Raw genomic sequence first — 23741 nt, forward strand, 5'->3', positions numbered from 1 at the left:
GTCTTGCCGTGGTCAACGTGGCCAATCGTTCCAATGTTGACGTGCGGCTTATTACGCTCAAACTTTTCCTTTGCCATTCCTCAGGCGCCCTTTTGCGATTTGGGGGACCCGTGGTCCCGTAAGTTACATCTGCGCGCGCGAGATATTTGGTTCACAGGGGAAAATCAAGCACATCTGAGTGAAAAGCCGCAGCTCATGCCGGATTTTGCGCGACCTCGGCAGAATCCAGCGGCTGGATCGGGTCCGGGCGCTTGTCAAACCAGCCATTTTCCAGATGTTCTTCGGCCAACCACTCTTCGACCCGGTCTGCAACCTTCAGCGCCAGACCACTCATCTGTTCTTCTTTGGTCCGTTCATTCCCGGACCCTTTTAAGGCGCTGCCGCCAGTGGTGTCTTCCAGAACCTGAAATTGTTTACCCTTAGCCAAAAACTCTTTCTTGTTCACATCGTAGACGTTCACCAGAACGATGGCGGTGCTTTTGGGATTGTAAATTATCGGTATTCCAGGCGGCGCCAGCATGTATCCTTCAAGGCTGATACCGATGTCATAATCCTGCGCCCCTTCATAGCGGCCCATGCGAATATCCACCGCATTTTGGATGGCGTTTTCCCACTCTTTGGGTGTCGCATCGCGAGACACAGGTCCCTGTTTTGCTTTCTCGGCGAAGGCGTAGTTCACGCGGAGTTTGAATTCACCCAGCGATTCAGGTTCTTCATAAACCTGCGTCTGGGTACATGCGCCCATCAGGGCCAATCCGGTAATCAGAGTCAGAATGCGTAACATTTTCTCTTCTCGATAGGCCTGTTTTTATTGGGTGTAGCCCACTGATACGGTTTGTGCCAAGCCGTATCGGCGGAAATACACGTCTTCTGAAACACGATCAGGTGAATTTATAGTCTCGCGGGAACCCATACGGTGCCTTTTTCCCGACACTTGCACGTTTGGCCAGCCATGGGCTCAAGTCCGCTTCGTGCCGCGTTTTGTCTCCGCCCATGAACCATTTCAGGCCATCTTCCCAGCTAAAGGTTGTCAGGTCAGACAGGCCGCCATCCAATTCCAGAGTGCCCTGACGTCCGCGTGCCATATTGTACTTTTGCAAGCGTACGCCTTTGCCGCGGGTCATCTCGGGCAGATCCTCGATCGGGAAGACCAGAAACTTTCCGTTCTCCGAAACGACCGCCACATGGTCACCATCGACGGGCTTGCAGATCATGGCTGTTTCACTGTCTTTGACATTCAGCACCTGCTTGCCGTTGCGGGTCTGGGCGAGGACGTCATCCTCGGGCACCATAAACCCGTTGCCCGCATCCGAGGCAACCAGCAGCTTGCGCCCGGGCTTGTGGATCATGATGTCAATGATCTGCGCTTCATTCGGCAGATCGACCATCAGGCGCAGTGGTTCGCCCATACCCCGACCGCCGGGCAGGTTGGCGGCGCTGATAGTGTAGAACCGCCCGTTCGAGGCGAACACAAGCAGGCGGTCCGTCGTTTCGGCGTGGAATATGAACCGCGGGCCGTCGCCATCTTTGAATTTCAGCTCGCGGGTCAGGTCTATGTGGCCCGTCATGGCACGAATCCAGCCCATCTGAGAACAGACAACTGTGATCGGCTCCCGATCGATCATCGCCTCAAGCGGCACCTCTTCAACCTCGCCCGCTTCGGCAAATCGGGTGCGGCGGGCACCGCCTTCGTAGTCTTTGCCGAAGGTCTTTTTGGTTTCTTTCAATTGCTCGGCGATCTTGGCCCATTGCAGGGTGTCATCGGCCAACAGATCTTCGAGATTGGCCCGTTCTTCCATCAACGCGTCGCGCTCGCGGATCAACTCCATCTCTTCCAGACGACGCAGGCTGCGCAGGCGCATGTTGAGAATCGCGTCGACCTGAACCTCGGACAACTCCCCCTCGCCCAGCGCGGGAGAAACATAGTCGGCCTCGTTGGTGGCACGGACGTGGTCGATACCCCAGTTCTCACGCATCAACGCGTCTTTGGGGTCGTCGTCGTAACGGATGATATCGATCACACGGTCCAGATTCAGGAAGGCGACGATAAAGCCTTCCAACACTTCCAGCCGATGATCGATCTTGGCCATCCGGTGACGGGACCGACGCAGCAATACTTCTTGCCGGTGATCAAGGAAGGCGCGCAGCACCTCTTTCATCGAGCAGACCTTCGGCGTTACGCCGTCGATCAACACGTTCATGTTCAGGCTGAACCGCACCTCTAGATCCGAGTTGCGATAGAGCATGCCCATCAGCACCTCGGGATCGACGTTCTTGGAACGCGGTTCAATGATCAGACGAATGTCATCAGCGGATTCGTCGCGGACGTCGGCGAGGATCGGAATTTTCTTGGTCTGGATCAGTTCCGCGATCTTTTCGATCAGCTTGGACTTCTGAACCTGATAAGGGATCTCGGTGACGATGATCTGCCACTGACCACGACCAAGATCTTCGACCTCATACTTACAACGCAGGCGGAACGAACCGCGCCCGGTGCGATAAGCTTGTGCGATGTTTTCGGGTGGTTCGACGATGATACCGCCAGTCGGGAAATCCGGACCGGGAACATAGTTCAGCAAAGTATCGTCACGGGCATCGGGCACTTTGATCAGATGCAGACAAGCGTCACACAGTTCGGCAATATTGTGTGGCGGGATATTAGTGGCCATGCCAACCGCAATTCCGCTGGAGCCATTGGCCAGCAGGTTCGGGAATTGCGCGGGCAAAACAACCGGTTCGGTCAGCGTGCCGTCATAGTTATCGCGAAAATCGACGGCATCCTCGTTCAGACCCTCAAGCAAGGCCTCGGCCACGATGGTCATCCGTGCTTCGGTATAGCGCGAGGCCGCCGGATTATCGCCGTCGATATTGCCGAAGTTCCCTTGCCCATCGACCAGTGGGTAGCGAACGTTAAAATCCTGCGCAAGACGTGCCATGGCATCGTAGATCGCCGCGTCCCCGTGCGGGTGATAGTTACCCATCACATCGCCCGAAATTTTGGCTGATTTGCGGAATCCACCTGCCGCGCTGAGTCGCAATTCGCGCATCGCATAGAGGATTCGCCGGTGAACCGGTTTCAGGCCATCCCGTGCATCGGGCAACGCGCGGTGCATAATCGTGGACAGCGCATAGGTCAGATACCGTTCGCCAATTGCTCGGCGCAGCGGTTCAGCCACCTCACCCCCATTGTCGGGGGCCTCCATGTTGGGGTCGTCGATCGTGTCATTCATAGATGATGTGATACGACGCTAGGCCGCCTGGGTAAAGCAAGCAGCGCACATTTTGCTGGGGACAAGTCGCGCTTTTTGCAACAGGGGGAGGCAAGTTCCAGATTTCCCCGGTTTTTCGACTCGGCTATCAAAATATGGTAAGATTTCATCAATTGAATTGCTGCTTTTTTTTGATGTTACGATTGCCTCTGGGGGAGCGACATGACGCGCCTTATACTTGTTACCTTTGCCATGCTTGGCTGGACCTTTTACGTGATGAGCGGTGGTCCCGATTTTGAACCACGCGGAATACGCACAGCCCAACCTGCTCGGGTTGCATCAGTGTCCAAAGCGGCTCCGAAAAAAGTCGTTGCAGCGCCTGTTGATGAGTTGGTGACACGGACCGCATTGAAAACGACCGACATAATCCCTCCGCTTCTCGAACCTGAACCTGCTTTAAACGAGACCGAGACCAAGGCTTTGCTCTCACAGGTCGCTGCAGGTTTGAAAGCCAATCCTTCCTTGTTCAACGATGAGAATGTCACTCTGACGCTGGCGTCTTTGGAGGAGGGCGTGAGTGCAATGCAGCAGGTCGCAACGGATGCCGACCCCCAAACGCCTGCATTGCCGGAACTGGTCGAGGTGACAAAAGACATCCGCGAGGTTTCGGGGACACGCGTGAACATGCGCGACGGGCCGGGAACAATTTATCCAATCATCGGCAAAGCCAGAATCGGCCAGCAGGTCGAGGTTCTTGGTGAATCGGGCACTGGCTGGTTGCGGCTTCGCGTGTTGCCCGGGCAACAGGTTGGATGGATTTCCGCCTCACTCATCAGAAAAACCGCGAACTAACGTCTGGGTGTCATTGCCCTGCGCCAAACCTCGCCATAGCTTTTGGCAAGGATGACGCTCGGGGAAAACATGCAGAAATCGATTCTAATTACTGGCTGCTCGTCTGGTATCGGTCTTGACGCAGCACACGGCATGCGTGCACGAGGTTGGCGTGTGTTTGCGTCCTGTCGCCAGCAGCGCGACTGTGATCGGCTGCGGGCCCAAGGGTTCGAAAGCCCCAGAATCGACTACACGGACGCCGACAGTATTTCCTCAGGTTTTTCAGAAGTTCTCGCTGCGACGGGGGGATCTTTGGACGCTCTCTTCAACAACGGAGCACATGGATTGCCCGGCGCAGTCGAGGACGTGCCGACCGAGGGGCTAAGGTATATTTTTGAATCCAATGTCTTTGGTTGGCACGAACTGACACGTCAGGTCATTCCCGTCATGCGGGCACAGGGATGTGGGCGCATCGTGCAGTGCTCATCGGTTCTGGGGTTGGTGGCCTTTCCCTGGCGAGGTGCCTATGTCGCCACCAAATACGCTATAGAAGGCCTGACCGATACCATGCGGCTGGAACTGCGCGACACCGGCATCAAGGTTGTCCTAATCGAACCTGGTCCGATCACGTCGAAGCTTCGGGAAAAGGCAATTCCACTGTTCGAAAAGTTCATCGATTGGGAAAACTCGGCCCTGAAGGCAAAATACGAAACCTCGTTGCTCAATCGTTTGTATAAAGACTCGGGTCCGGACAGGTTTGAACTCCCTGCTGCGGCCGTCACCGACAAGCTGGCCCATGCCGTCGAAGCGCGAAATCCTAAATCCCGCTACTACGTAACAACCCCGACCTATATCGCCGGGTACTTACGCCGAATCCTGCCCACCAAAGCCATCGACCGTATCCTTTCGGACGTCTGAGACGATTTTACCGGTTCGCTTTTTGACGGCGTGACGCTAGATGAGGCGCAATGTAACAAAAAACGCGGACGGTGACTTGTTATGGACCTATTGATGGTCGTTTTGCTTCTGGCCATGGCAGCGGTTGTTGTCGTGTTGACCATGGGCATAGCGAATTTCGGCAAAAGCGGGATGGAAGCCGCAAAGAAAAGCAACAAGATGATGCGGCTACGTATCCTCTTTCAATTCATTGCCGTAGTTCTGATCATGCTCTTCGTCTATCTGCGCGGACAAGGGGGCTAGCAAATGGTCGTTCTGAACAAGATTTACACGCGAACCGGCGATGACGGCAAAACAGCTCTGGGTAACGGTGAGCGGGTTGCAAAGTATTCCGGTCGTGTCGCCGGTTACGGCACTGTGGATGAGCTGAACGCCTTTGTCGGCGTGGCGCGTTCCGAAGCAGACGGAGATGTCGAAGCAGCGCTCTCACTTATACAAAACGACCTGTTCGACCTTGGCGCGGATCTGTGCCGTCCTGACATGGACAAGGATGCAGAGGCTGACTATCCGCCGCTCCGCATCGCTCCGGCACAGATCGACCGGCTGGAATCTGAAATCGACGTCATGAACGAAGTGCTAGAACCACTCCGCAGCTTCATTTTGCCGGGCGGCTCGCGCCTAGCCGCCCATTTGCATGTGTGCCGAACTGTATCACGTCGGGCCGAACGGTTGGTTGTGGAATTGTCTAATATGGAGCCGGTCAATCCAGTGGCGGTCAAATACCTCAACCGCCTGAGTGACTGGTTCTTTGTGGCCGCACGGTGCGCCAATGAAAACGGGACCGCAGATGTCTTGTGGGTGCCCGGAGCAAACCGCTGACGCAGGTATTGCGCTCAAAGGACATGATTGCCCAATCGATTGAAATGACCCGGTGTCAAAAACCACAAAACGCGACGTCTCAAAGCTATGACGTGACGATTTTGCTCTGTTGTGAACGCTGCAGAAACGCTATTGAGACCGGCGAGAGCATTGGTGGAGTCGCTCCGCGGCTTACCGTTTTTTGAGGAGAAAGCGCTAAAATGAAGGTACTCGTGCCTGTCAAACGCGTGATTGACTATAATGTGAAGGTTCGCGTCAAAGCGGACGGTAGCGGTGTTGATCTCGCCAATGTCAAAATGTCGATGAACCCATTCGACGAGATTGCAGTTGAAGAAGCGATCCGACTGAAAGAAGCGGGCAAGGCCGACGAGGTTGTTGCTGTTTCGATCGGCGTAAAGCAATCGCAGGAAACGCTGCGCACGGCGCTGGCCATGGGCGCAGACCGCGCCATTCTGGTGATTGCCGCTGACGACGTCCATCAGGATATCGAGCCGTTGGCCGTTGCCAAAATCCTCGCCAAAGTGGTCGAGGAAGAGCAGCCGGGCATCGTTCTGGCGGGCAAGCAGGCGATCGACAACGACATGAACGCCACCGGTCAGATGCTGTCGGCCCTGCTGGGTTGGTCGCAAGGCACCTTCGCGTCCGAGCTGGACATCGAAGGCGACAGCGCCAAGATCACCCGTGAAGTTGACGGCGGCCTGCAGACCATCAGCGTCAAGATGCCAACCATCGTAACGGTTGACCTGCGTCTGAACGAGCCGCGCTATGCGTCGCTGCCGAACATCATGAAGGCGAAGAAAAAGCCGCTGGATGAGAAAACCGCTGCCGATTACGGCGTCGATGTCATGCCGCGTCTGGAAGTCGTCAAGACCGAAGAACCGCCGGCACGCGCCGCAGGTATCATCGTGGGCTCGGTCGATGAGCTGGTCGGGAAACTCAAAGAAGCGGGGGCTGTGTAATGGCTGTTCTTCTTCTCGCAGAGGTTAACAATGGCGAACTGGCGATGGACGCCACCGCCAAGGCCGTCAACGCCGCACAGGCATTGGGCGATGTGACTGTACTGGCCGCAGGCGGTTCCGCGTCCGCAGCCGGCGAGGCCGCTGCCAAGATCGATGGCGTGTCCAAGGTTCTGGTGGCCGAAGATGCGTCGCTGGGCCACCGCTTGGCGGAATCAACCGCAGCGCTGATCGTAGGTCTGGCTGACGGTTATGAACACATCGTCGCCCCTGCCACCACCGATGCCAAAAACGTCATGCCTCGCGTTGCCGCGTTGCTGGACGTGATGATCGTCTCGGATGCCTCCGGCGTGGTTGACGGCTCGACTTTCGAGCGTCCGATCTATGCGGGCAACGCAATCCAGACCGTGAAGTCAAACGACGCAAAGAAAGTCATCACCATCCGGACCGCAAGCTTTGACGCTGCTGGCGAAGGTGGCTCGGCTGCGGTTGAGACCATCTCGGTTGGCGACAACCCCGGACTTTCCGAATGGGTCGAGGATAAGGTTGCTGAAAGCGACCGCCCCGAACTGACCTCGGCTGGCGTGGTTGTCTCGGGCGGTCGTGGTGTCGGCTCGGAAGATGACTTCAAACTGATCGAAACGCTGGCCGACAAGCTTGGCGCCGCTGTTGGTGCCTCACGCGCGGCGGTCGACTCGGGCTATGCGCCGAACGACTGGCAGGTGGGTCAGACCGGTAAAGTGGTCGCCCCTGACCTGTATGTCGCCGTCGGCATCTCGGGCGCAATCCAGCACCTTGCTGGTATGAAGGACTCGAAAGTTATCGTCGCGATCAACAAAGACGAAGAAGCACCGATCTTCCAGGTTGCCGATTTCGGACTGGTTGCAGACCTGTTCCAGGCCGTGCCAGAGCTGACAGAAAAGCTCGGCTAAGCCAAAGCGTCAAACTGAATTTGAAGGGCCCGCCAATTGGCGGGCCTTTTTCAATTCAGATCCAGCAACACTGGCAGCACCGCATCGGCAATCGCCCTATGGGCAGAAGGACCGATCATGTGCGCTGCCATCGGCACTTGCAACGTGCCGAACAGCATATCTTCAAGCTCATCCGACTCTCCTGACACGCAAACAGATCGCTGGACGACACCAGCACATTTAGGTCTGAGCTGATCTATCATTGCGTCCTCCACCGGTATCATTTCTTGTTCGTGCGCGTGATCACGCTGGACCCGCAGGCACAGCAGCGCGACGGGAGGTACGATGCGCCCCAGCAGCGACTGAAGGTTCCGAACCCATCCCGCGCGCAACTCCTGTGCTATTAAATCAAACCGAGCGTCTGATTTCGCGTGCAGCTTGCCTAACAGGTGGCGCACAAAATGGACTTCGGTGAAGTCCTCCTCAGGGTACAGGTCTACCAGATCCTGCATCGGTTCAAGAAATCGATCGTTTCGACGGGAATGAACACGATAAAACCGGTTCGATTGATAAGAAACGCAAGGCGCTTGCAGCACACAAAGCTGAGACCGGTTGATCAGATCCAACAACCCCTGATCCCGCGACATCGCCTCGACCCCGCAAAACAGACTGCCAAAGTTCGCACATGTCTCGCCAAGTCTCGCCTCCAGCACGGCTGGGAACGGGGTTTCCACAAAACGCCCGAAGGTTTCATCCCCGCCCACGCATGCCACATATGGCTTGGCCAGCGCAGACGCCGGACCCCGGAACCAACGCTTTGATCCAGCGTATTGACACACTGCATCTTCGTGCCCGCAAGGACCCGCCTGATGATAGCTCATATCGCTCACCCAAATATTCACCCGGTTGCCATATTGCTGTCTCAGGTATTGAGAAATTCCTAATGTGCGCATTTGAAGCAAATTCCGCAGGCCTGATGCCCTTGCCGCCTGCCCCGATCTGCCGATAGTGTCGCCGTAACGCGCAGGGCAAAGGCAGCTGAACATGGAAGTGAAATCGGTCGGAGTGATTGGCGCAGGCCAAATGGGCAACGGGATCGCCCATGTCTTGGCGCTGGCGGAATACGACGTTCTGCTGAACGATGTCAGCCAGGACGCGCTGGACAGCGCCATTGCCACGATCGAGGGCAATCTGGCGCGTCAGGCGTCGCGCGGCAAGATCTCTGACGACGCCATGCAAGCGGCCCTAAAGCGGATCAACACAACGCTAGAGCTGCCACAACTGGGTCAAACCGATCTGGTGATCGAGGCGGCCACCGAACGTGAGGCAATCAAGCAGGCGATATTCGAAGATATCCAGCCGCATCTCCTGCCACATACGATTTTGACGTCGAATACCTCGTCTATTTCAATCACACGCCTTGCCAGCCGCACAGACCGACCCGAGCGTTTCATGGGATTTCATTTCATGAACCCCGTCCCCGTCATGCAACTGGTCGAGCTGATCCGCGGTATTGCGACAGATGAAGAGACGTTTAAAGCCTGCAAAACCGTTGTGGATCGACTTGGCAAAACGGCCGCAAGTGCCGAAGACTTTCCCGCCTTCATCGTAAACCGTATCTTGATGCCGATGATCAACGAAGCGGTCTACACGCTTTATGAAGGCGTCGGAAACGTGCAGTCGATCGATCAGTCGATGAAACTCGGCGCAAATCATCCTATGGGGCCACTGGAGCTGGCTGACTTCATTGGCCTGGACACCTGTCTGGCGATCATGAACGTCCTGCACGAAGGTCTGGCGGATACCAAATATCGACCGTGCCCGCTTTTGACCAAGTATGTCGAAGCAGGGTGGCTTGGACGCAAGACCGAACGAGGGTTCTACGACTATCGCGGCGAGCATCCTGTTCCGACGCGCTAGCATAAAGGAAACACCGTCAGCGCGGCATTTGCATCAAGACTGAGGTGGGGGTTAGGGCTTAAGCGATTTGCCCAGAGACAAAGTGTGCTGCCTGAGCCATGTCATAAAGCCGCGAGGATCGCGCTCCAGCAACTCCATGTCGCTGTCCGAAACAGGCTCTCCGATGACGGGTGATTGCGGCTTGTTGCACGAGCGCACGATTTCGTGCAGCAACAGGCCCTGTCTCAGGATGGGGGACACGCGGTTTGCGATCTGATACCAGCGCGAGTTTCTGCCGGGGAAGAAAATCGGAACCACCTGCGCGCCGGATCGTCGTATCATCTTGGCCGTAAAGACATTCCATTCCTGCTCGATCGCCGGGCCAAACCAGTCTTCCGAAGACATCACCACCCCAGACGGGAACAGCGCCACAACGCCCCCCTGTTTCAGGTGTTCCATCGCCTTGCTGCGCATTTCCAGCATCTTTGCCTGCGCTTCAGGGTCATGTGGAAACGGGACCGGGATCATGAATGACGTTGCGGCTTCGTCCAGCCCGGTCAGAACCGAACGGGTCAAAATTCGGTAATCGTTGCGAACCTGTCCGATCAGTTCCGCCAGGATCATTCCGTCGACCATCCCATGCGGGTGATTGGCTACAACAACAACAGGTCCTGCCTTCGGGATGCGGGCAATTTGTTCCTGCGGCGTGGTCAGGTCGATGCCCATGATCTTAAGCGCACCGCCCCAGAACCTTTGGCCCCGATAGTATTCGTTCTTCTTCTCGAACTTATTGACCATTCGCAGAATGGTCAGCTTGCCGGTGCACCACTCGATGGCCCGAATGGCTGTTGAAGTCCAGACATCGTCGAACGAGTTCGCATAGGTCAGAGTCCTACGATCGTAGATCTCACCCTGATCTGCGGTCCCATCCACCACCGGGCTTGTCTTGGTCTCGTGCGTTGTTTCCGCCAATTCCTGGTCTTCCCGTTCTTCCTGTCCCAACGGGGCGGCTTAGAACCCCTCTCCGAACTTGTCGCTCACGAGGGTCTCCAGAGCTTCCGCCAATGCCTCAGCATCCGGTCCGGACGTCTCGACGTCAATAGTGGTTCCGCGCGATGCTGCCAACATCAAAAGGCCCATGATGCTGTCGCCGGATGCAGAAAGTCCACCTTTCGACACCTCAGCATGCGCGTCAAAACCCTCGACCACTTCGACCAACTTGGCCGAGGCACGCGCGTGCAGGCCTTTTTCGTTTACAATTTTCAAGCTTCGGTTGGTCATTTCAGTGAATCCGGTACTAGTCCAATGTCACATTTTGCGCATTGATGTATTTCCGTCCAGCCTCCATCGCCTGCCGAACGGCTTCGGCGACAGGAAGGTGGCGGCTTTTGGCCAATTTGATCAACATTGGCAGGTTTGCACCGTAAAGGATCCGACGATCCTGTGGGGCACAGGCCCGCAAGCTGAGGTTCGACGGGCTGCCACCAAAAAGATCGGTTACGATGACGACACCGTCGCCTATATCCACCTGATCGGCCGCGCGGCTGATTTCAGCCTGTTTTTCATCGCGGTCGTGATCTGCTTCGATCGCAATTGCCAAAAGGCCTGGCTGAGGCCCGACCACATGTTGCATGGCGGCCAAATACTCCTGAGCCAGCCCCCCATGCGCTACGATCACAATCCCGATCAACCCGGCCTCACATTCAACGATCGACGTTCCATCTCGCGGTGTCTAACTGCCACCTGCTGCCCCCCTTCTGCAAGAGCTTTCGCAACCGCTTCGGCCATAGCAACAGATCGGTGTTGACCGCCAGTACAACCGAACGCCACTGACAGATGCGCCTTACCTTCCGCACGAAAGGCAGGCAACAAGAGCGTCACCAAATCTACGACACGGTCAAAAAACGGTTCATAGTTTGTATCGGACTGCACATAGTGCGCCACATCCGGGTTTCGACCGTCCGCCGCACGTAATTCGGGACGCCAATAAGGATTTGCCAAGAACCGGCAGTCGAAAACCATATCAAGACTGCGTGGAAGGCCGCGTTTATACGAAAAGGATTCAACGGATATCGCCAAATGACGGCCACCCTTTGGGGCGAACCATCGCTCGACCTCGTCCCGCAATTGGTGGACATTCAAGGCTGTGGTGTCGATCAACGTATCCGCAATTTCGCGAATAGGCGTCAGCAGCTCCTTTTCGGTTCGCACGCCGGTTTCCGGACCCGCGTCTTTGGACACAGGGTGCCGCCTGCGGGTTTCCGAGAAGCGACGCAGCAGGACGTCGTCACTGCAATCCAGATACAGCACCGTCAGGTCGTATTGCTTCATGCGACCCAGCTTTTCCGCGAGTTCTATGAACCCCACTGTCGAGAAATCACGATTGCGCGCATCGATCCCCAGCGCCATGGGACGGTCGCTTTCTGCTCCATCCAACAAGCGGGACAACAAGCCCATGGGCAGGTTGTCAATTGCCTCGAACCCAAGGTCTTCCAACACGTGAATTGCAGTTGAACGGCCTGCTCCGGATGGGCCGGTCACCAACACGATCTGACTTTGCGATATCATTTACTCGGCCATTCCGGGTCAACGCGTCCCATTTTCAACAATTGGATCAGAGCTGCGGGCAAATTGGGGACACCAGCGCCGCGAAGCAATGGCACAGTTTGCCCCAGTAACTGGATGGTGATCGGCTCTGGCAGGCGCGCATCTTCGGTTTGATCCAGATCGACGACATAATGAACCGTAGCTGATCCGGCGGAGCTAGCGTGTAAAAGCCCGATTCCGCGCGCTTCAACCAAACCGCTGATGTTCTGCACGGTCATTGCTGTGACCTTTCCCCGCTCCAAACGCAGATCAACCCGGTCGTCTGCAATAAACTCTGCCCCAAAGGCCATCATTTGCAGCGTCAAAGCGGATTTTCCTGTCCCCGGGACCCCGACAATAAGAAGCCCCCGACCTGCAACAGCGACACAGCTTGCATGAACGCGGGCACTGTCCTGGTTCATCGCGTCTGACAAGCTACTGGTTTTCATGAGCTTAGACTGGCAACCCCACCACAAAGCGAGCACCCAGCGGATCCGAAGTGATATCAGCCTCGGTCGGTCGGATGTTTTCGGCCCAGATCACACCTCCATGCGCCTCGACAATCTGTTTCGAAATCGCCAGTCCCAGCCCCGAGTTGTTTCCGAAATGCTCTTCCGGCCGTTCCGAGTAGAACCGCTTGAACACTTTGGTCAAAGCCTGTTCGGGGATACCAGGGCCGGTATCTTCAACCACGACCAGAACACGGTTGTCGCGCTGGCGCACCCAAACCCGGATGGCATCGCTTTCCTCGCAGAAGGAAATCGCATTGGTGATCAGATTGACAAAGACCTGAGCCAAACGCGCTTCAAGCCCTTGAACAACAATCGGCTCGGACGGCAGGTCAGTGATATAGTCAATTCCCTGGGACCGGGCATCCTCTCCCAGATACTGACCGATGTTGCCAAGCAGTTTGAGTAGGTCAAAGGGTTGTTCTTCTTCCTTGACCAACTCGGCATCCAGACGTGACGCGTTAGAGATATCACTCACCAGTCGATCCAGCCGGCGTACATCATGTTCAATCACGCCCAGCAGCTTTTCACGCTGATCGTCGCGCTTGACCATACGCATCGTGCCGACGGCAGATTGCAAGCTCGCAAGCGGGTTCTTGATTTCATGCGCCACATCAGCTGCAAACTGCTCATTTGCATCAATGCGATTGTAAAGCGCGGTCACCATGCCACGCAGAGCGCGGCTGAGGCGGCCAATTTCATCGGGCCTACCACTAAGATCCGGGATCCGGATACGGCCCGGATTAACACCGGTACCCCGGTCTTTGCCCATCTCGGCAGCAGAGGCCAGATCTGCCAAAGGGTTGGCGATCGTCGAGGCAAGAACCAGGCTGAGGCCTACGGACACAAGCAAGGCGACAACAAACATCTGCAGAATGCGTTCTTGTTCCCGCCGGGCCAGTGCATCGATCTCTCCAGCAGGGCCGGAAATGGCGACGGCGCCCGCAGGAATACCTTCGTACAGGATGGGGGCAGCGGCAACGATCACCGTATCGCCCGCATCGTCCTGCACAGCCTGCACCTGATTTTGGCCCAACAATGCCTGAGGGACTATGGTCTGAACACGTTGTGCCAGGGTTGGTGCCTCTCCGGTCGAAGACCAGTTGAAAATCTGTGATATCCCAGTCCAGACAGCGTTCAACCCATCGCTGATTACGGTACTACCAGTTTGCACGTCAGAATCTGAGCGCAGCAGAACCGGCATTTCTGATGCCGGCGGCGCGCCACGCGTCCAGCCAATCAGGGTACCATCGGCATCATAGACGAAGACTTCGCCACCTTCAGGCAAGCTCAGGCCAGCAAGGGTGTCTTTGACATCCAAATCTCCGGCATTTTGTTGACTTTGAAGCGCGCCCTGGCGCATCTGAGTTTCAAAAACGTTGCTGACCAGCTGCGCATCACCGATCAAGTTGCGCGCCGTTTGCTGGACTTGTTCCTTTCGGGAATCGTCCAGATACAGCAACCCCGTCACCAGGATTACGAGAGCAATCAGGTTAAAGGTGATAATTTTGCGAGCCAAGGGAGAGCCGCGCAGGGAAAACAAGTTCCTGCGAGATCGTTTCTCACGAAGCTCTGCCGACTCGGGGTCTTGCGGGATAACCCAGTCATCCCCCAGAACGACGTCACCGTCGCGTGGTTCTCTGGCTTGTTCGGTGTCGCGCACGGGACCCCAATACCTCTTGCAGGCGGCCGCGCCTATTCTTCGTTGTATCTGTACCCGATGCCGTACAGAGTTTCGATCGCCGAAAACTCTGAGTCAGCAGCGCGCATCTTCTTGCGCAGGCGTTTGATGTGGCTGTCGATAGTACGGTCATCCACATAGACCTGATCATCATACGCGACATCCATCAATTGGTCACGGCTTTTGACAAAGCCCGGACGCTGCGCAAGCGCTTGCAGCAAAAGGAACTCGGTGACGGTCAAAGACACATCTGCGCCTTTCCAACTGACCGCATGACGCAGTGGGTCCATCCGCAGTTCGCCGCGCTCCATCACCTTGGTATCGCCGGTCGTGGCCACCGCGGCATCTCCGCTTGTGGCTTCCTGCCGACGCAGAAGGGCGCGAATGCGCTCGACCAACAGACGTTGTGAGAACGGCTTTTTGACATAGTCATCCGCGCCCATGCGCAGACCCAGAACCTCGTCGATCTCATCATCTTTCGAGGTCAGAAAGATCACTGGCATCTGCGTTTTCTGACGCAGACGCTGCAACAGGTCCATACCATCCATGCGCGGCATTTTGATATCGAGAACGGCCATGTCCGGCAGCTTCTTGTTGAACGCATCCAACGCCGCTTGTCCGTCATTATACGTTTCGACCTCGAAACCTTCGGCTTCAAGCGTCATGGAAACGGACGTCAGAATGTTTCTATCGTCGTCCACCAGTGCAATCTTTGACATCGGGTTCGCCCCTATTCCTGCTCACTCACGCAATAATTCGACTATTTGTAAGGTATTGTTGGCGATTTTGCGCCAGCGAATCAATCCGTAACTGCGAATCGTGCCTTTGTTGCGGCAGGGATGCGGCAAAATTGCCTTGCTTCCCGCAAAAATACGCCCGGTTCTCCGGCAGGAAATTCTTGATGGCGCTAAACCTGTACTTGGTTGCGCTAACTGCGCCAAACCGTCCTGTTCATGCCCCAAAAGACCGTGATAAGACGCGCCTATCCGCCGGTTTTCCCCGGCAAACTGCCCCAAGAGCGCGGTCGGCCCAAATCGCCGCCGCGCCGCCACAGGAGAAGAAACGCATGACATCTGGACGGGTTAACCCGCAATTCCGCCTCGAGGATCAGGGCATCGAGGGTCTGGGCAATGTCTATTACAACTTCATGGAACCGGCGCTAATCGAACAAGCTCTGAAGCGCGGCGAGGGGTCGCTCGGCAATGGCGGAGCTTTTCTGGTTTCGACCGGCAAATTCACTGGTCGATCCCCCAAAGACAAGCATGTGGTCAAAACCGACAGCGTTGCAGACAGCATCTGGTGGGAAAACAACGCCGCGATGACCCCGGAAGGGTTCGACGCGCTCTATGCCGACATGGTCGAGCATATGAAGGGTCGTGACTATTTTGTGCAGGATCTCGTTGGCGGGGCCGATCCGGCTTATTCAATAAACGTGCGGATGGTCACAGAACTGGCCTGGCACAATCTGTTTATTCGTCACCTGCTACGCCGCCCGGATCGCGAAGATCTGGACGATTTCACAGCAGATTTCACCGTCATCAACTGCCCAAGCTTTCAGGCCGACCCAAAAAAGCATGGTTGCCGCAGCGAAACGGTGATTGCGATGAACTTCGATCGCAAGTTGATCCTGATTGGCGGAACCGAATATGCGGGCGAGAACAAGAAATCCGTATTCACCCTGCTGAACTACATGCTGCCCGAAAAGGGCGTGATGCCGATGCATTGCTCAGCCAATCACGCGGTTGGCAACCCGGTCGATACGGCCGTGTTCTTTGGCCTGTCCGGCACAGGCAAGACCACACTGTCTGCCGACCCGGCACGCACTTTGATTGGGGATGACGAACATGGCTGGTCGGATCGCGGTACGTTCAACTTTGAAGGTGGCTGCTATGCCAAGACCATCAACCTGAATGCCGAGGCAGAGCCTGAGATCTACGCGACCACATCCAAATTCGGTACGGTAATCGAAAACATGGTGTTCGATCCCGAAACCAAGGAATTGGATTTCGATGACGACTCGCTGACTGCGAACATGCGCTGTGCGTATCCGCTGGAGTACATCTCGAACGCCTCCAGCAGTGCATTGGGTGGTCATCCCAAGAACATCATCATGCTAACCTGCGACGCTTTTGGCGTATTGCCTCCGATTGCGCGGCTGACCCCGGCGCAGGCGATGTATCACTTCCTGTCAGGCTTTACCTCGAAGGTCGCGGGCACCGAGCGTGGTGTGACAGAACCGCAGCCAACCTTCTCAACCTGCTTTGGCGCGCCCTTCATGCCGCGCCGCCCCGAGGCCTACGGTAACCTGCTGCGCGACAAAATCGCTCAGCACGGCGCGACCTGTTGGCTGGTCAATACCGGTTGGACCGGTGGTGCCTATGGTGTTGGCAGCCGGATGCCCATCAAAGCGACCCGCGCTTTGCTGACTGCCGCGCTGGAGGGATCGCTACGCGATGCCGAATTCCGTAAGGATGCGAATTTTGGATTTGACGTTCCTGTTTCGGTTCCCGGTGTCCCCGAAGTTCTGCTAGACCCACGTCGCACCTGGGATGATCAGGCCGCGTTCGACAAACAAGCCGAGAAGCTGGTTCAGATGTTTGCGGAGAATTTCGAACAATATGTCCCGTTTATTGACGAGGACATCAAAGCCGTCGCAATCGGTTAGAATAAAAAAAGGGGCGCTGACGCCCCTTTTTCGCTGCTGCGCGCGCCGAGCTTATGCGATCTCCTTAAAGTTGTTTAATCGCATTTGCGTGTACAAATTCGTTGTCGTGAACGATCCCTTCAGGTATTTCTTTTAGTCATTGCAACTAAAAAGCCCGGCGCAATTGCACCGGGCCAAAACTGAAAATACCTTTGGGCAGCTCATGCGCATTCACTCACAACGGCGGTTTGAGCAACCTAATCAGAAGACTAGTCTAATAGGATGGGGATAAGTGTCAATATGAGATTAGCTGAGCATTTGCCGGTTCAGCACGTTTCACATGGTCGCATGGGGTGCGATTCAAGACACTAAAACAACGGTTATGTATATGTCAGAAATCTCGAAACTCACAGAACTACGTAAACTGATGCAGAGCATGGAGCGTACGCTCGGTCTGGAAAAACTCTCTCCGGTTGAGCGTGATATTTACTACGCAGCGGAAGAACTGTCGAAAGCTGACCAGGAAGTGCGCACGTTTGGTCTGATCGAACACACGCTGGTACAAAGCGTCTCACGGCCGACTTTCTTTCGCGCTTTGAAATCGCTGGTCGAACAGGGGTATCTGTCTCAAAGCGGCAGCGCGAACCGGGGGCGCTACGTCGTAAATGCCCCCCAGTGATGTTGTGCCCCGGCGCAACGGCGGCTGATCCCCGTGCGCAAGTGGGCCTCTGAAACCTTTTTCGCGTCGTTGGCGTATGTTGTCGTGTCGATCCTCACGTTCGAGGTTCTGATGCCGCTTCAGAACGTCTTCTTTCCCGAGTATCCAAGTCGCGCCAGCCTGCTGTTTCTGCCTCACGGCGTCAGGGTTCTGACGGCATGGTTATTGGGATGGCGAGCAATCTTCGCGCTATTGCCCGGGGTATTCTTGGTGTTTGCGTATCTGGGCGGATCAGATGTCTTTCTACCAAGTCGCCTGATGGCAATTGCTATTGCTGTCACAACAGCTCCGACCATCTTTTATCTGCTGAAATGGATCGGATGGGACTTGTTTCCACGCTCGGACCGGCAGCCTTGTTGGTCCTGCATTATGGGTGTCGGGGTCATAACGTCGATACTTATGTCAGGACTGACCAATCTGGCGTTTGGCAGTGCGACCGCCGAATACGTCGCCTTTCTGATCGGAGATATCTCGGGGCTGTTCTTCCTGATGCTGGGTGTGTATTTCGCATTCCGCTTTGCAGATCGTCGCGCCTAGCGCGCTATCCCATCAGGCCCCGCCGCAATAGGTTTAGGCCTGCGACAAGCAAAACAATCAAGGTGGCCTTCCGAAAAACGGCCTGATCGATCCGATCCTGCAGCCGCAGACCCACCCACATACCTACCAATGCCGGTGCAACAAGTACGGCAGAGAAGGGTGCTGTTTCTACACGCAACACCCCAGATCCCAGATGCGCGATCGCCAAAGCGATAGAACCCAACCCATAGATAACGCCCTGCGTACGCATTTGTTCCAGTTTGGGGGTACCCAGGGCCGTCAGGTAAGCAACGGTTGGAGGCCCCCAAACGCCAGACATGCCTCCGACAAAACCTGCCACGGCGCCGATGATCGCTTCGATCCTTGCTGAAGTTGCGCGCAGCGTCAGCTTAAGGCCAAGGACTTGAATCATCGCAAAGATCGAAACCGGGACGCCAATCATCAGCAGAAATGTGGACGCAGGTACCAGTGCAACCAGTTGCGCTCCGCCCAGTAGGAAAATCAGTCCAACGATCAGAAAGACGCGGAACCGCCGGATAGACACGTAGGCAGCTTTCGTGCCTTCGCGCAGCGCCTGAAAACCGTTGGTGATCAGTGTTGGTAGGATCAATCCTGCCAGAGCCAGTTCCGGAGGCAGAAACATGCTGAGCCCGGATATCATGACCATTGGCATGGCGAACCCTACTATGCCTTTGATCCAACCCGCGGCAAAAGCGACCACCAAAGACAGCGCCAGGTCCAGCGGAGAGAGTATGGAAAACAATGTCATGGCCCCTAGATAGCATTCCGGTGAATTTCTGCAGCGCAAAAACGACCAAGCAACTTTTGAACTTTTTCGCGGCGTAATTCGTATTTTTGTTGCGCTGCACGTGCAGCATGATATGACCAGACGACCCAGAAAAGGACGTGATTCATGGCCCATGACGGACAGGATATGACCCAGATGACGACAGCAGCGATTTTGCCTAATCTGCTGGATTTGACACGGGCCGCCGCGCCTGCGGTCGAAGCCGTGTTTGAACAGGCTCGCAATTCTGTGCGTGACATGGTCACCGCTGATGGCCGTGTGTCTGGCGCGTTGATTGAGGCCAACCAGACAGCCGCGCATGGGCTTGCCTGGCTGGCCACCTACGCTCAATCGCTAACTCAGATGCAACGCTGGGCCGAGGCTTTGGAAGCCGACGGCAAGTTCGGCGAGACTGAGCAATTGCTTCATCAGATAGCGTTTGGTGAGTATTTGCACCAAGTTGCCGGCGGCATTCCGATGAACCAGGGCGAAGTTGTCCGTCTACAGGATCTGGGGCTTGGCTGGGACGCCCTGTCGGGCTTCCAGTGTACCGAGGTACAGAGCTTGATGGCGCAGGCCAACTCTCAGGCTGCACGCACCCGTTTGGTCGAACTGATGCAGGACCAATCCGGTGCCACCATGTTCGGCGCGTCCGGTTTGGATGAAGAACTTGAGATGATCCGGGATCAGTTCCGACGCTATGCCGTTGAAAAGGTTGAACCCTATGCACATGATTGGCACCTGAAGGACGAGTTGATCCCAATTGAAGTCATCGAAGAACTGGCCGAGATGGGTGTGTTCGGTCTGACCATCCCTGAAGAATTCGGCGGCTTTGGCCTGTCCAAAGCCTCGATGTGTGTTGTGTCCGAAGAATTGTCGCGCGGCTACATCGGCGTAGGTTCGCTGGGCACCCGGTCCGAGATCGCAGCGGAACTGATCATTGCGGGCGGCACAGACGAACAAAAGGAAAGCTGGCTTCCGAAACTGGCCAGCGCGGAAATCCTGCCCACAGCAGTGTTTACCGAACCCAATACGGGATCTGACCTTGGCAGCTTGCGCACCCGCGCCGTCAAGGACGAGAATGGCGATTACCAGATCACCGGCAACAAGACCTGGATCACCCATGCCGCCCGCACCCATGTAATGACGCTGCTGGCGCGGACCAATCCGGACAGCGCGGACCATCGTGGACTATCGATGTTTCTTGCCGAAAAGACACCCGGAAGCAACGAAGACCCCTTCCCGACCCCCGGCATGACCGGCGGTGAAATCGAAGTACTAGGCTATCGCGGCATGAAGGAATACGAGCTGGGTTTTGATGGCTTCAAAGTCAAAGGCGAGAACCTGCTGGGCGGCGAAGAGGGCAAAGGTTTCAAGCAATTGATGGAAACCTTTGAATCCGCCCGCATCCAAACGGCCGCCCGCGCCATTGGCGTGGCGCAAAGCGCGTTGGATATCGCCATGCAATACGCAGAAGACCGCAAGCAGTTTGGTAAGTCGCTGATCAACTTCCCGCGTGTGTCGGGCAAGCTGGCGATGATGGCGGTGGAAATCATGATCGCACGACAGTTGACCTATTTCTCGGCCTGGGAAAAAGATAACGGGCACCGCTGTGACCTTGAGGCCGGGATGGCCAAACTTCTGGGGGCACGCGTCGCATGGGCCGCAGCGGACAATGGGTTGCAGATTCACGGTGGCAATGGATTTGCACTGGAATACAAAATCAGCCGCGTTTTATGTGACGCGCGCATCCTGAACATTTTCGAAGGCGCTGCCGAAATTCAGGCTCAGGTCATCGCACGACGTTTGCTGAGCTGATCTGAAACGGTATCCTTGTTTCCCCGACTGGACCCGGCCACGTGCCGGGTCTTTTTCTTGAATTGTACATGCGCCGAACTGTGCATCTTTCGTGTTGTAAAACTTTTTTTCGGGTCGGTTCCGAAATGCCTGCTGCGCAACTCAGGTTATGCTGCGCATGCAAAACGTGGGCGTTCAAAGGCGAAGGGCTAAACAAGACGCTACCCGCCTGTGAACGACCCGCCCGTAAACGCAACAATCGCGGGTAAACTCCGGTGTCTTACTGACCGATCTCGACCGCATTACCACATTCGGCGATCGCCTCGACCACCACCGGCAGCATCCTATCGGCCACCAGTTTTGACCCCTCGGGCGTCAGATGGGTGTAGTCTACGTATAGCGACTTGTCCTGATGTGCGGGACCCGCGATTTGCGCAACATCTGTGAACGGGATACCTGCTTGTTCGAACAGGGCCGGAAATTCCGGGCGGGAGCGTATCATGATCTCTTCCCGGCCCGGCACGTATTTGTCCCGCGTAATCTGGGCAATCTCGCGATCCGCCGGGCTCAGGTGATCGGTATTTTCGAACACGACTTCGGGCTGAAGAAACACGTGGTAACAGAATCCATGGTAGTCGCTGAAGGCGTCCATCAACTTGTAGTTACGTAAAAAGCCGATCTGGGCGGCCTCGGCCACTTCAGCCGGAAAATCCCGTTCCAAAGCAGCAGCGTCTCCTGAGACGTTATAGCGCGGCGCTTCGTAACGATCATAAAGGCCCTGCGTCAGTTTCGAGACCAGTTTGAACGTATAGGAGTACTCGGCTGGTGCCCGTAAGAACGCATATGTCGCAAAGAACGGCTTTCGTTCGTTCAGGGCATCAACCATGCGGGCCGATGAATACCCATAGCTCTGGATTGGGTTCTTAACCCCGACATTGTAGAAGTCATTGTGCCCGTCCAGAAACACGATCATGTCCGGCTCGTATTCGTACAGCGTTTCATAGAAATACAAAACGTGTTGAAAACTGTGATAAGCCGCCACGCCGGCGTTGATCACTTCGATGTTTACGCCGGGCATCTCATCTTGCAGCTGCGCGCGCAGATCCTGTTCCAGGAAATGCGAAACCGTTTCCTGATTTGTTAGGGTTGGATGCTCAGGGTACACGCTGCCCTGCGATCCAATCGCATAAGCGGTCGACCCGCCCATAAGGAAAATGCGGTAAGTGTCCTGCGGCTTGGGCAGCGCGACGGAAGTATCCCGTCGAAACCCCTGATCCGAGTGAATCCGTTCTCCACCCGTGTCAAAGTCGCGGCGATAATCGGGGTTCAGTTCATGCCCCCGGATCGAGGAATAGAGATGCCGTTCTGCCCGGCCGCCCAGCGCGTTGTCAAAGACATGGACAACAGCGACATAAGACAACAGTTCGATCAGCAGGGCCAAAAAGACCACGTAGATCAGGATCATGAGGGCCTTGACGATAGGTCGGGTCTGGCCAGTTTTGCTCACGTCATCACTCTGCGTTAGGGACAAAACAATCTCCACTCATAAAAAACGCATTTCTGCGTAGATACTAAATATAAGCTACCCCAATTGGGGTAAATCAACTCAGAGAAAAAGCCGGTTGTAATGCCGGTTCACTATGTCGATTTGCGACCTTACGTCAACTATGGGCCGCGTCACGGTTCGTTGTTTCGACCTATGCCTTGACCTGGCGCGATAAGCAGGCCTAAACGCAATCACCCATTATGTCTGATCCGCAAGGTTTATCACGATGCTGCGCTTTGCCTTTTTGCTGCCTTTTCTGGGATTCGCGCAATGCGACCGGGATGAAAGCGTCGCTGCGTATGGGGCCGCAGATCAAACATGGGCGCTGCAGGAAATCGATGGCGTGCCTTATGACGCAACCGCGCTGATACGGTTTCCAGAAGAGGGCCGGATCAAAGGGAACGCGCCATGCAACACGTACAGCGCGACGTTGAACGCACCTTATCCCTGGTTCGAACTGCAGGATCTAACCGCCACTCGCGCCGCCTGTGCCGGGCTTGAGGCTGAAGGGTTCTATTTTGCTGCGTTGATGGCGATGACCCAGTCCGAAGTGTCAGGCGACGTGATGATCCTGCGCAATGAGGATGGGCACGAAATGGTGTTCAGAGCCGTCGAGTAAGCTGATCCACAAAGCGGGCGCGCGCCTCGGGCAATGGGTTATTGCCCAGCGAGGTTGCGACGCGATGTGTCAGGAAATAGCCGGTCGTCTGTAACGCTTCGATAATCTCGGCATCCGGGGCGTCGCCTTCGCCGCGCAGACACGGCGGCAGCGCAAGCAGCTTGTCCGCCCATTCCCCGGCCCCCTGCATACTAACGGCGCGACCGGATTTGGGTGAGACATAGATCAACCCGTCGGTCACTCCGGTCACTGCGCATGTCTGCAGATCCAGACCAAACCCCAGCTCTTCCAGCAGCGCCAGCTCCCAACGCAAGTAGGCCAGTGGCCAGATCTCATCCTGACCCAGAAGGTCCATCAGCTGTTCGGTCTTTTTGTAGATCGCAGGGTGCGGTTCACGTTCGGGTAGGCAAAACGCCAACAGCGCCACCACTGCATTCAGCCCCGCCAGCGCCAACCGTCCCGAAAACGCCGCCGCAGCGCGAGACCTGAGCGGCTCCACCTGAAACGTGCCAATATGTTCCTCAAGCCGCGCGCGCCAAAGCACATCCAACTGCGCACCGGGCTGCAGGATCGGTGCAATCTTGCGACTGGTCCCCCCGCGCACAACACCGGCATGGCGACCGTGGCCTTCGGTAAAGACCTCAATAATCGCAGCTGTTTCGCCGTGGCGGCGAGAGGTCAGAAGGATGCCGTGATCGCGCCAGTCCAAGTTGGGATCCTGTGGGTGGTTGGGTC

At 56.0% G+C, this 23741-nt stretch carries 26 protein-coding genes; 12 read left to right on the forward strand and 14 right to left on the reverse strand.

Features of this window, described 5'->3' with window-relative positions; genetic code table 11:
* Window positions 1-193: 193 nt before the first annotated feature.
* Both Q1B21_RS19000 and parC read right to left on the reverse strand, forming a co-directional pair.
* A complete protein-coding gene (locus Q1B21_RS19000; RefSeq protein ID WP_299892172.1) occupies window positions 194-784 on the reverse strand; it encodes a hypothetical protein in 591 nt (196 codons plus the stop codon).
* A gap of 97 nt (window positions 785-881) precedes the next feature.
* A complete protein-coding gene (parC, locus tag Q1B21_RS19005; protein ID WP_299892175.1) occupies window positions 882-3230 on the reverse strand; it encodes a DNA topoisomerase IV subunit A in 2349 nt (782 codons plus the stop codon).
* 201 nt (window positions 3231-3431) lie between these two features.
* Here parC and Q1B21_RS19010 point away from each other — a divergent pair, with 201 nt between their 5' ends.
* The 6 genes from Q1B21_RS19010 to Q1B21_RS19035 all read left to right on the forward strand — a co-directional run bounded on the left by Q1B21_RS19010 (window position 3432) and on the right by Q1B21_RS19035 (window position 7704).
* A complete protein-coding gene (locus Q1B21_RS19010; protein WP_299892178.1) occupies window positions 3432-4061 on the forward strand; it encodes an SH3 domain-containing protein in 630 nt (209 codons plus the stop codon).
* Between the two features lie 69 nt (window positions 4062-4130).
* Window positions 4131-4958, forward strand: a complete 828-nt coding sequence (locus tag Q1B21_RS19015) for an SDR family NAD(P)-dependent oxidoreductase (protein WP_299892181.1) — start codon at window positions 4131-4133, stop codon at window positions 4956-4958.
* A gap of 81 nt (window positions 4959-5039) precedes the next feature.
* Window positions 5040-5240: a twin transmembrane helix small protein gene (locus Q1B21_RS19020; RefSeq protein WP_298937060.1), complete on the forward strand. Its 201-nt coding sequence runs from the start codon at window positions 5040-5042 to the stop codon at window positions 5238-5240.
* A 3-nt stretch (window positions 5241-5243) separates the two neighbouring features.
* Window positions 5244-5816 carry a cob(I)yrinic acid a,c-diamide adenosyltransferase gene (locus Q1B21_RS19025; protein ID WP_298937061.1) on the forward strand — a complete coding sequence of 191 codons (573 nt, stop codon included), beginning with the start codon at window positions 5244-5246 and terminating at the stop codon, window positions 5814-5816.
* Window positions 5817-6016: 200 nt separating this feature from the next.
* Window positions 6017-6775 (forward strand): electron transfer flavoprotein subunit beta/FixA family protein, encoded by a 759-nt coding sequence (locus Q1B21_RS19030; RefSeq protein ID WP_299892184.1) that lies wholly within the window; start codon window positions 6017-6019, stop codon window positions 6773-6775.
* Window positions 6775-7704: an electron transfer flavoprotein subunit alpha/FixB family protein gene (locus tag Q1B21_RS19035; protein WP_298937063.1), complete on the forward strand. Its 930-nt coding sequence runs from the start codon at window positions 6775-6777 to the stop codon at window positions 7702-7704. The genes Q1B21_RS19030 and Q1B21_RS19035 overlap by 1 nt, the downstream gene beginning before the upstream one ends.
* Before the next feature lie 50 nt (window positions 7705-7754).
* On the opposite strand, the gene Q1B21_RS19040 is transcribed toward Q1B21_RS19035, so the two are convergent.
* Window positions 7755-8564, reverse strand: coding sequence for a DUF6473 family protein (locus Q1B21_RS19040; protein WP_299083459.1), 810 nt, complete (start codon window positions 8562-8564; stop codon window positions 7755-7757).
* A gap of 163 nt (window positions 8565-8727) precedes the next feature.
* Between Q1B21_RS19040 and Q1B21_RS19045 the strand changes: the two genes are divergently transcribed.
* Window positions 8728-9603: a 3-hydroxybutyryl-CoA dehydrogenase gene (locus tag Q1B21_RS19045; RefSeq protein ID WP_298937065.1), complete on the forward strand. Its 876-nt coding sequence runs from the start codon at window positions 8728-8730 to the stop codon at window positions 9601-9603.
* Window positions 9604-9654: 51 nt separating this feature from the next.
* Here the strand turns inward: Q1B21_RS19045 and Q1B21_RS19050 are convergent, their stop codons facing one another.
* The 8 genes from Q1B21_RS19050 to Q1B21_RS19085 are packed head-to-tail and all read right to left on the reverse strand — an operon-like array spanning window position 9655 to window position 15374.
* The gene (locus tag Q1B21_RS19050) at window positions 9655-10554 is read right to left on the reverse strand and encodes a lysophospholipid acyltransferase family protein (protein ID WP_299083462.1); all 900 of its coding nucleotides are present in this window, start codon (window positions 10552-10554) and stop codon (window positions 9655-9657) included.
* Between the two features lie 39 nt (window positions 10555-10593).
* Window positions 10594-10863: an HPr family phosphocarrier protein gene (locus Q1B21_RS19055; RefSeq protein WP_298937067.1), complete on the reverse strand. Its 270-nt coding sequence runs from the start codon at window positions 10861-10863 to the stop codon at window positions 10594-10596.
* A 16-nt stretch (window positions 10864-10879) separates the two neighbouring features.
* Window positions 10880-11272 (reverse strand): PTS fructose transporter subunit IIA, encoded by a 393-nt coding sequence (locus Q1B21_RS19060; protein WP_298937068.1) that lies wholly within the window; start codon window positions 11270-11272, stop codon window positions 10880-10882.
* Window positions 11269-12150: an RNase adapter RapZ gene (gene rapZ, locus Q1B21_RS19065; protein ID WP_298937069.1), complete on the reverse strand. Its 882-nt coding sequence runs from the start codon at window positions 12148-12150 to the stop codon at window positions 11269-11271. The genes Q1B21_RS19060 and rapZ overlap by 4 nt, the downstream gene beginning before the upstream one ends.
* Entirely contained in the window at window positions 12147-12617 is a 471-nt protein-coding gene (locus tag Q1B21_RS19070; protein ID WP_299892191.1) for a serine kinase, read from the reverse strand. Before Q1B21_RS19070 ends, rapZ begins: the two co-directional genes overlap by 4 nt.
* A 4-nt stretch (window positions 12618-12621) precedes the next feature.
* A complete protein-coding gene (locus Q1B21_RS19075; RefSeq protein ID WP_299083468.1) occupies window positions 12622-14340 on the reverse strand; it encodes a sensor histidine kinase in 1719 nt (572 codons plus the stop codon).
* 32 nt (window positions 14341-14372) lie between these two features.
* Window positions 14373-15077, reverse strand: coding sequence for a response regulator transcription factor (locus tag Q1B21_RS19080; protein ID WP_298937072.1), 705 nt, complete (start codon window positions 15075-15077; stop codon window positions 14373-14375).
* Window positions 15078-15098: 21 nt separating this feature from the next.
* Window positions 15099-15374: a hypothetical protein gene (locus Q1B21_RS19085; protein WP_299083471.1), complete on the reverse strand. Its 276-nt coding sequence runs from the start codon at window positions 15372-15374 to the stop codon at window positions 15099-15101.
* 50 nt (window positions 15375-15424) lie between these two features.
* On the opposite strand from Q1B21_RS19085, the gene Q1B21_RS19090 reads away from it, so the two are divergent.
* From Q1B21_RS19090 to Q1B21_RS19100, 3 genes are all read left to right on the forward strand, one after another.
* Window positions 15425-17023, forward strand: a complete 1599-nt coding sequence (locus Q1B21_RS19090) for a phosphoenolpyruvate carboxykinase (protein WP_299892196.1) — start codon at window positions 15425-15427, stop codon at window positions 17021-17023.
* 415 nt (window positions 17024-17438) lie between these two features.
* Window positions 17439-17681: a hypothetical protein gene (locus Q1B21_RS19095; RefSeq protein ID WP_298937075.1), complete on the forward strand. Its 243-nt coding sequence runs from the start codon at window positions 17439-17441 to the stop codon at window positions 17679-17681.
* A 33-nt stretch (window positions 17682-17714) separates the two neighbouring features.
* Window positions 17715-18257: a hypothetical protein gene (locus tag Q1B21_RS19100; RefSeq protein WP_299083477.1), complete on the forward strand. Its 543-nt coding sequence runs from the start codon at window positions 17715-17717 to the stop codon at window positions 18255-18257.
* Window positions 18258-18261: 4 nt separating this feature from the next.
* On the opposite strand, the gene Q1B21_RS19105 is transcribed toward Q1B21_RS19100, so the two are convergent.
* A complete protein-coding gene (locus Q1B21_RS19105; protein ID WP_299892201.1) occupies window positions 18262-19026 on the reverse strand; it encodes a sulfite exporter TauE/SafE family protein in 765 nt (254 codons plus the stop codon).
* Between the two features lie 144 nt (window positions 19027-19170).
* Between Q1B21_RS19105 and Q1B21_RS19110 the strand changes: the two genes are divergently transcribed.
* Entirely contained in the window at window positions 19171-20862 is a 1692-nt protein-coding gene (locus Q1B21_RS19110; protein WP_299892203.1) for an acyl-CoA dehydrogenase family protein, read from the forward strand.
* Between the two features lie 259 nt (window positions 20863-21121).
* On the opposite strand, the gene Q1B21_RS19115 is transcribed toward Q1B21_RS19110, so the two are convergent.
* The gene (locus Q1B21_RS19115; protein WP_298937079.1) at window positions 21122-22348 is read right to left on the reverse strand and encodes a hypothetical protein; all 1227 of its coding nucleotides are present in this window, start codon (window positions 22346-22348) and stop codon (window positions 21122-21124) included.
* A gap of 265 nt (window positions 22349-22613) precedes the next feature.
* Here Q1B21_RS19115 and Q1B21_RS19120 point away from each other — a divergent pair, with 265 nt between their 5' ends.
* Window positions 22614-23006 carry an META domain-containing protein gene (locus tag Q1B21_RS19120; protein WP_299892206.1) on the forward strand — a complete coding sequence of 131 codons (393 nt, stop codon included), beginning with the start codon at window positions 22614-22616 and terminating at the stop codon, window positions 23004-23006.
* Here Q1B21_RS19120 and recO read toward each other — a convergent pair.
* Window positions 22990-23715 carry a DNA repair protein RecO gene (gene recO / locus Q1B21_RS19125; RefSeq protein ID WP_298937081.1) on the reverse strand — a complete coding sequence of 242 codons (726 nt, stop codon included), beginning with the start codon at window positions 23713-23715 and terminating at the stop codon, window positions 22990-22992. The genes Q1B21_RS19120 and recO overlap by 17 nt on opposite strands.
* Between the last annotated feature and the right edge of the window lie 26 nt (window positions 23716-23741).

The organism is uncultured Ruegeria sp., from assembly GCF_947504215.1.
Lineage (GTDB): Bacteria > Pseudomonadota > Alphaproteobacteria > Rhodobacterales > Rhodobacteraceae > Ruegeria.

Excerpts from the sequence above, each read along its gene's own strand:
- Q1B21_RS19000 (WP_299892172.1), bottom strand. The coding sequence starts at position 784 with ATGTTACGCATTCTGACTCTGATTACCGGATTGGCCCTGATGGGCGCA.
- parC (WP_299892175.1), bottom strand. The coding sequence starts at position 3,230 with ATGAATGACACGATCGACGACCCCAACATGGAGGCCCCCGACAATGGG.
- Q1B21_RS19010 (WP_299892178.1), top strand. The coding sequence starts at position 3,432 with ATGACGCGCCTTATACTTGTTACCTTTGCCATGCTTGGCTGGACCTTT.
- Q1B21_RS19015 (WP_299892181.1), top strand. The coding sequence starts at position 4,131 with ATGCAGAAATCGATTCTAATTACTGGCTGCTCGTCTGGTATCGGTCTT.
- Q1B21_RS19020 (WP_298937060.1), top strand. The coding sequence starts at position 5,040 with ATGGACCTATTGATGGTCGTTTTGCTTCTGGCCATGGCAGCGGTTGTT.
- Q1B21_RS19025 (WP_298937061.1), top strand. The coding sequence starts at position 5,244 with ATGGTCGTTCTGAACAAGATTTACACGCGAACCGGCGATGACGGCAAA.
- Q1B21_RS19030 (WP_299892184.1), top strand. The coding sequence starts at position 6,017 with ATGAAGGTACTCGTGCCTGTCAAACGCGTGATTGACTATAATGTGAAG.
- Q1B21_RS19035 (WP_298937063.1), top strand. The coding sequence starts at position 6,775 with ATGGCTGTTCTTCTTCTCGCAGAGGTTAACAATGGCGAACTGGCGATG.
- Q1B21_RS19040 (WP_299083459.1), bottom strand. The coding sequence starts at position 8,564 with ATGAGCTATCATCAGGCGGGTCCTTGCGGGCACGAAGATGCAGTGTGT.
- Q1B21_RS19045 (WP_298937065.1), top strand. The coding sequence starts at position 8,728 with ATGGAAGTGAAATCGGTCGGAGTGATTGGCGCAGGCCAAATGGGCAAC.
- Q1B21_RS19055 (WP_298937067.1), bottom strand. The coding sequence starts at position 10,863 with ATGACCAACCGAAGCTTGAAAATTGTAAACGAAAAAGGCCTGCACGCG.
- rapZ (WP_298937069.1), bottom strand. The coding sequence starts at position 12,150 with ATGATATCGCAAAGTCAGATCGTGTTGGTGACCGGCCCATCCGGAGCA.
- Q1B21_RS19070 (WP_299892191.1), bottom strand. The coding sequence starts at position 12,617 with ATGAAAACCAGTAGCTTGTCAGACGCGATGAACCAGGACAGTGCCCGC.
- Q1B21_RS19080 (WP_298937072.1), bottom strand. The coding sequence starts at position 15,077 with ATGTCAAAGATTGCACTGGTGGACGACGATAGAAACATTCTGACGTCC.
- Q1B21_RS19090 (WP_299892196.1), top strand. The coding sequence starts at position 15,425 with ATGACATCTGGACGGGTTAACCCGCAATTCCGCCTCGAGGATCAGGGC.
- Q1B21_RS19095 (WP_298937075.1), top strand. The coding sequence starts at position 17,439 with ATGGAGCGTACGCTCGGTCTGGAAAAACTCTCTCCGGTTGAGCGTGAT.
- Q1B21_RS19105 (WP_299892201.1), bottom strand. The coding sequence starts at position 19,026 with ATGACATTGTTTTCCATACTCTCTCCGCTGGACCTGGCGCTGTCTTTG.
- Q1B21_RS19110 (WP_299892203.1), top strand. The coding sequence starts at position 19,171 with ATGGCCCATGACGGACAGGATATGACCCAGATGACGACAGCAGCGATT.
- Q1B21_RS19120 (WP_299892206.1), top strand. The coding sequence starts at position 22,614 with ATGCTGCGCTTTGCCTTTTTGCTGCCTTTTCTGGGATTCGCGCAATGC.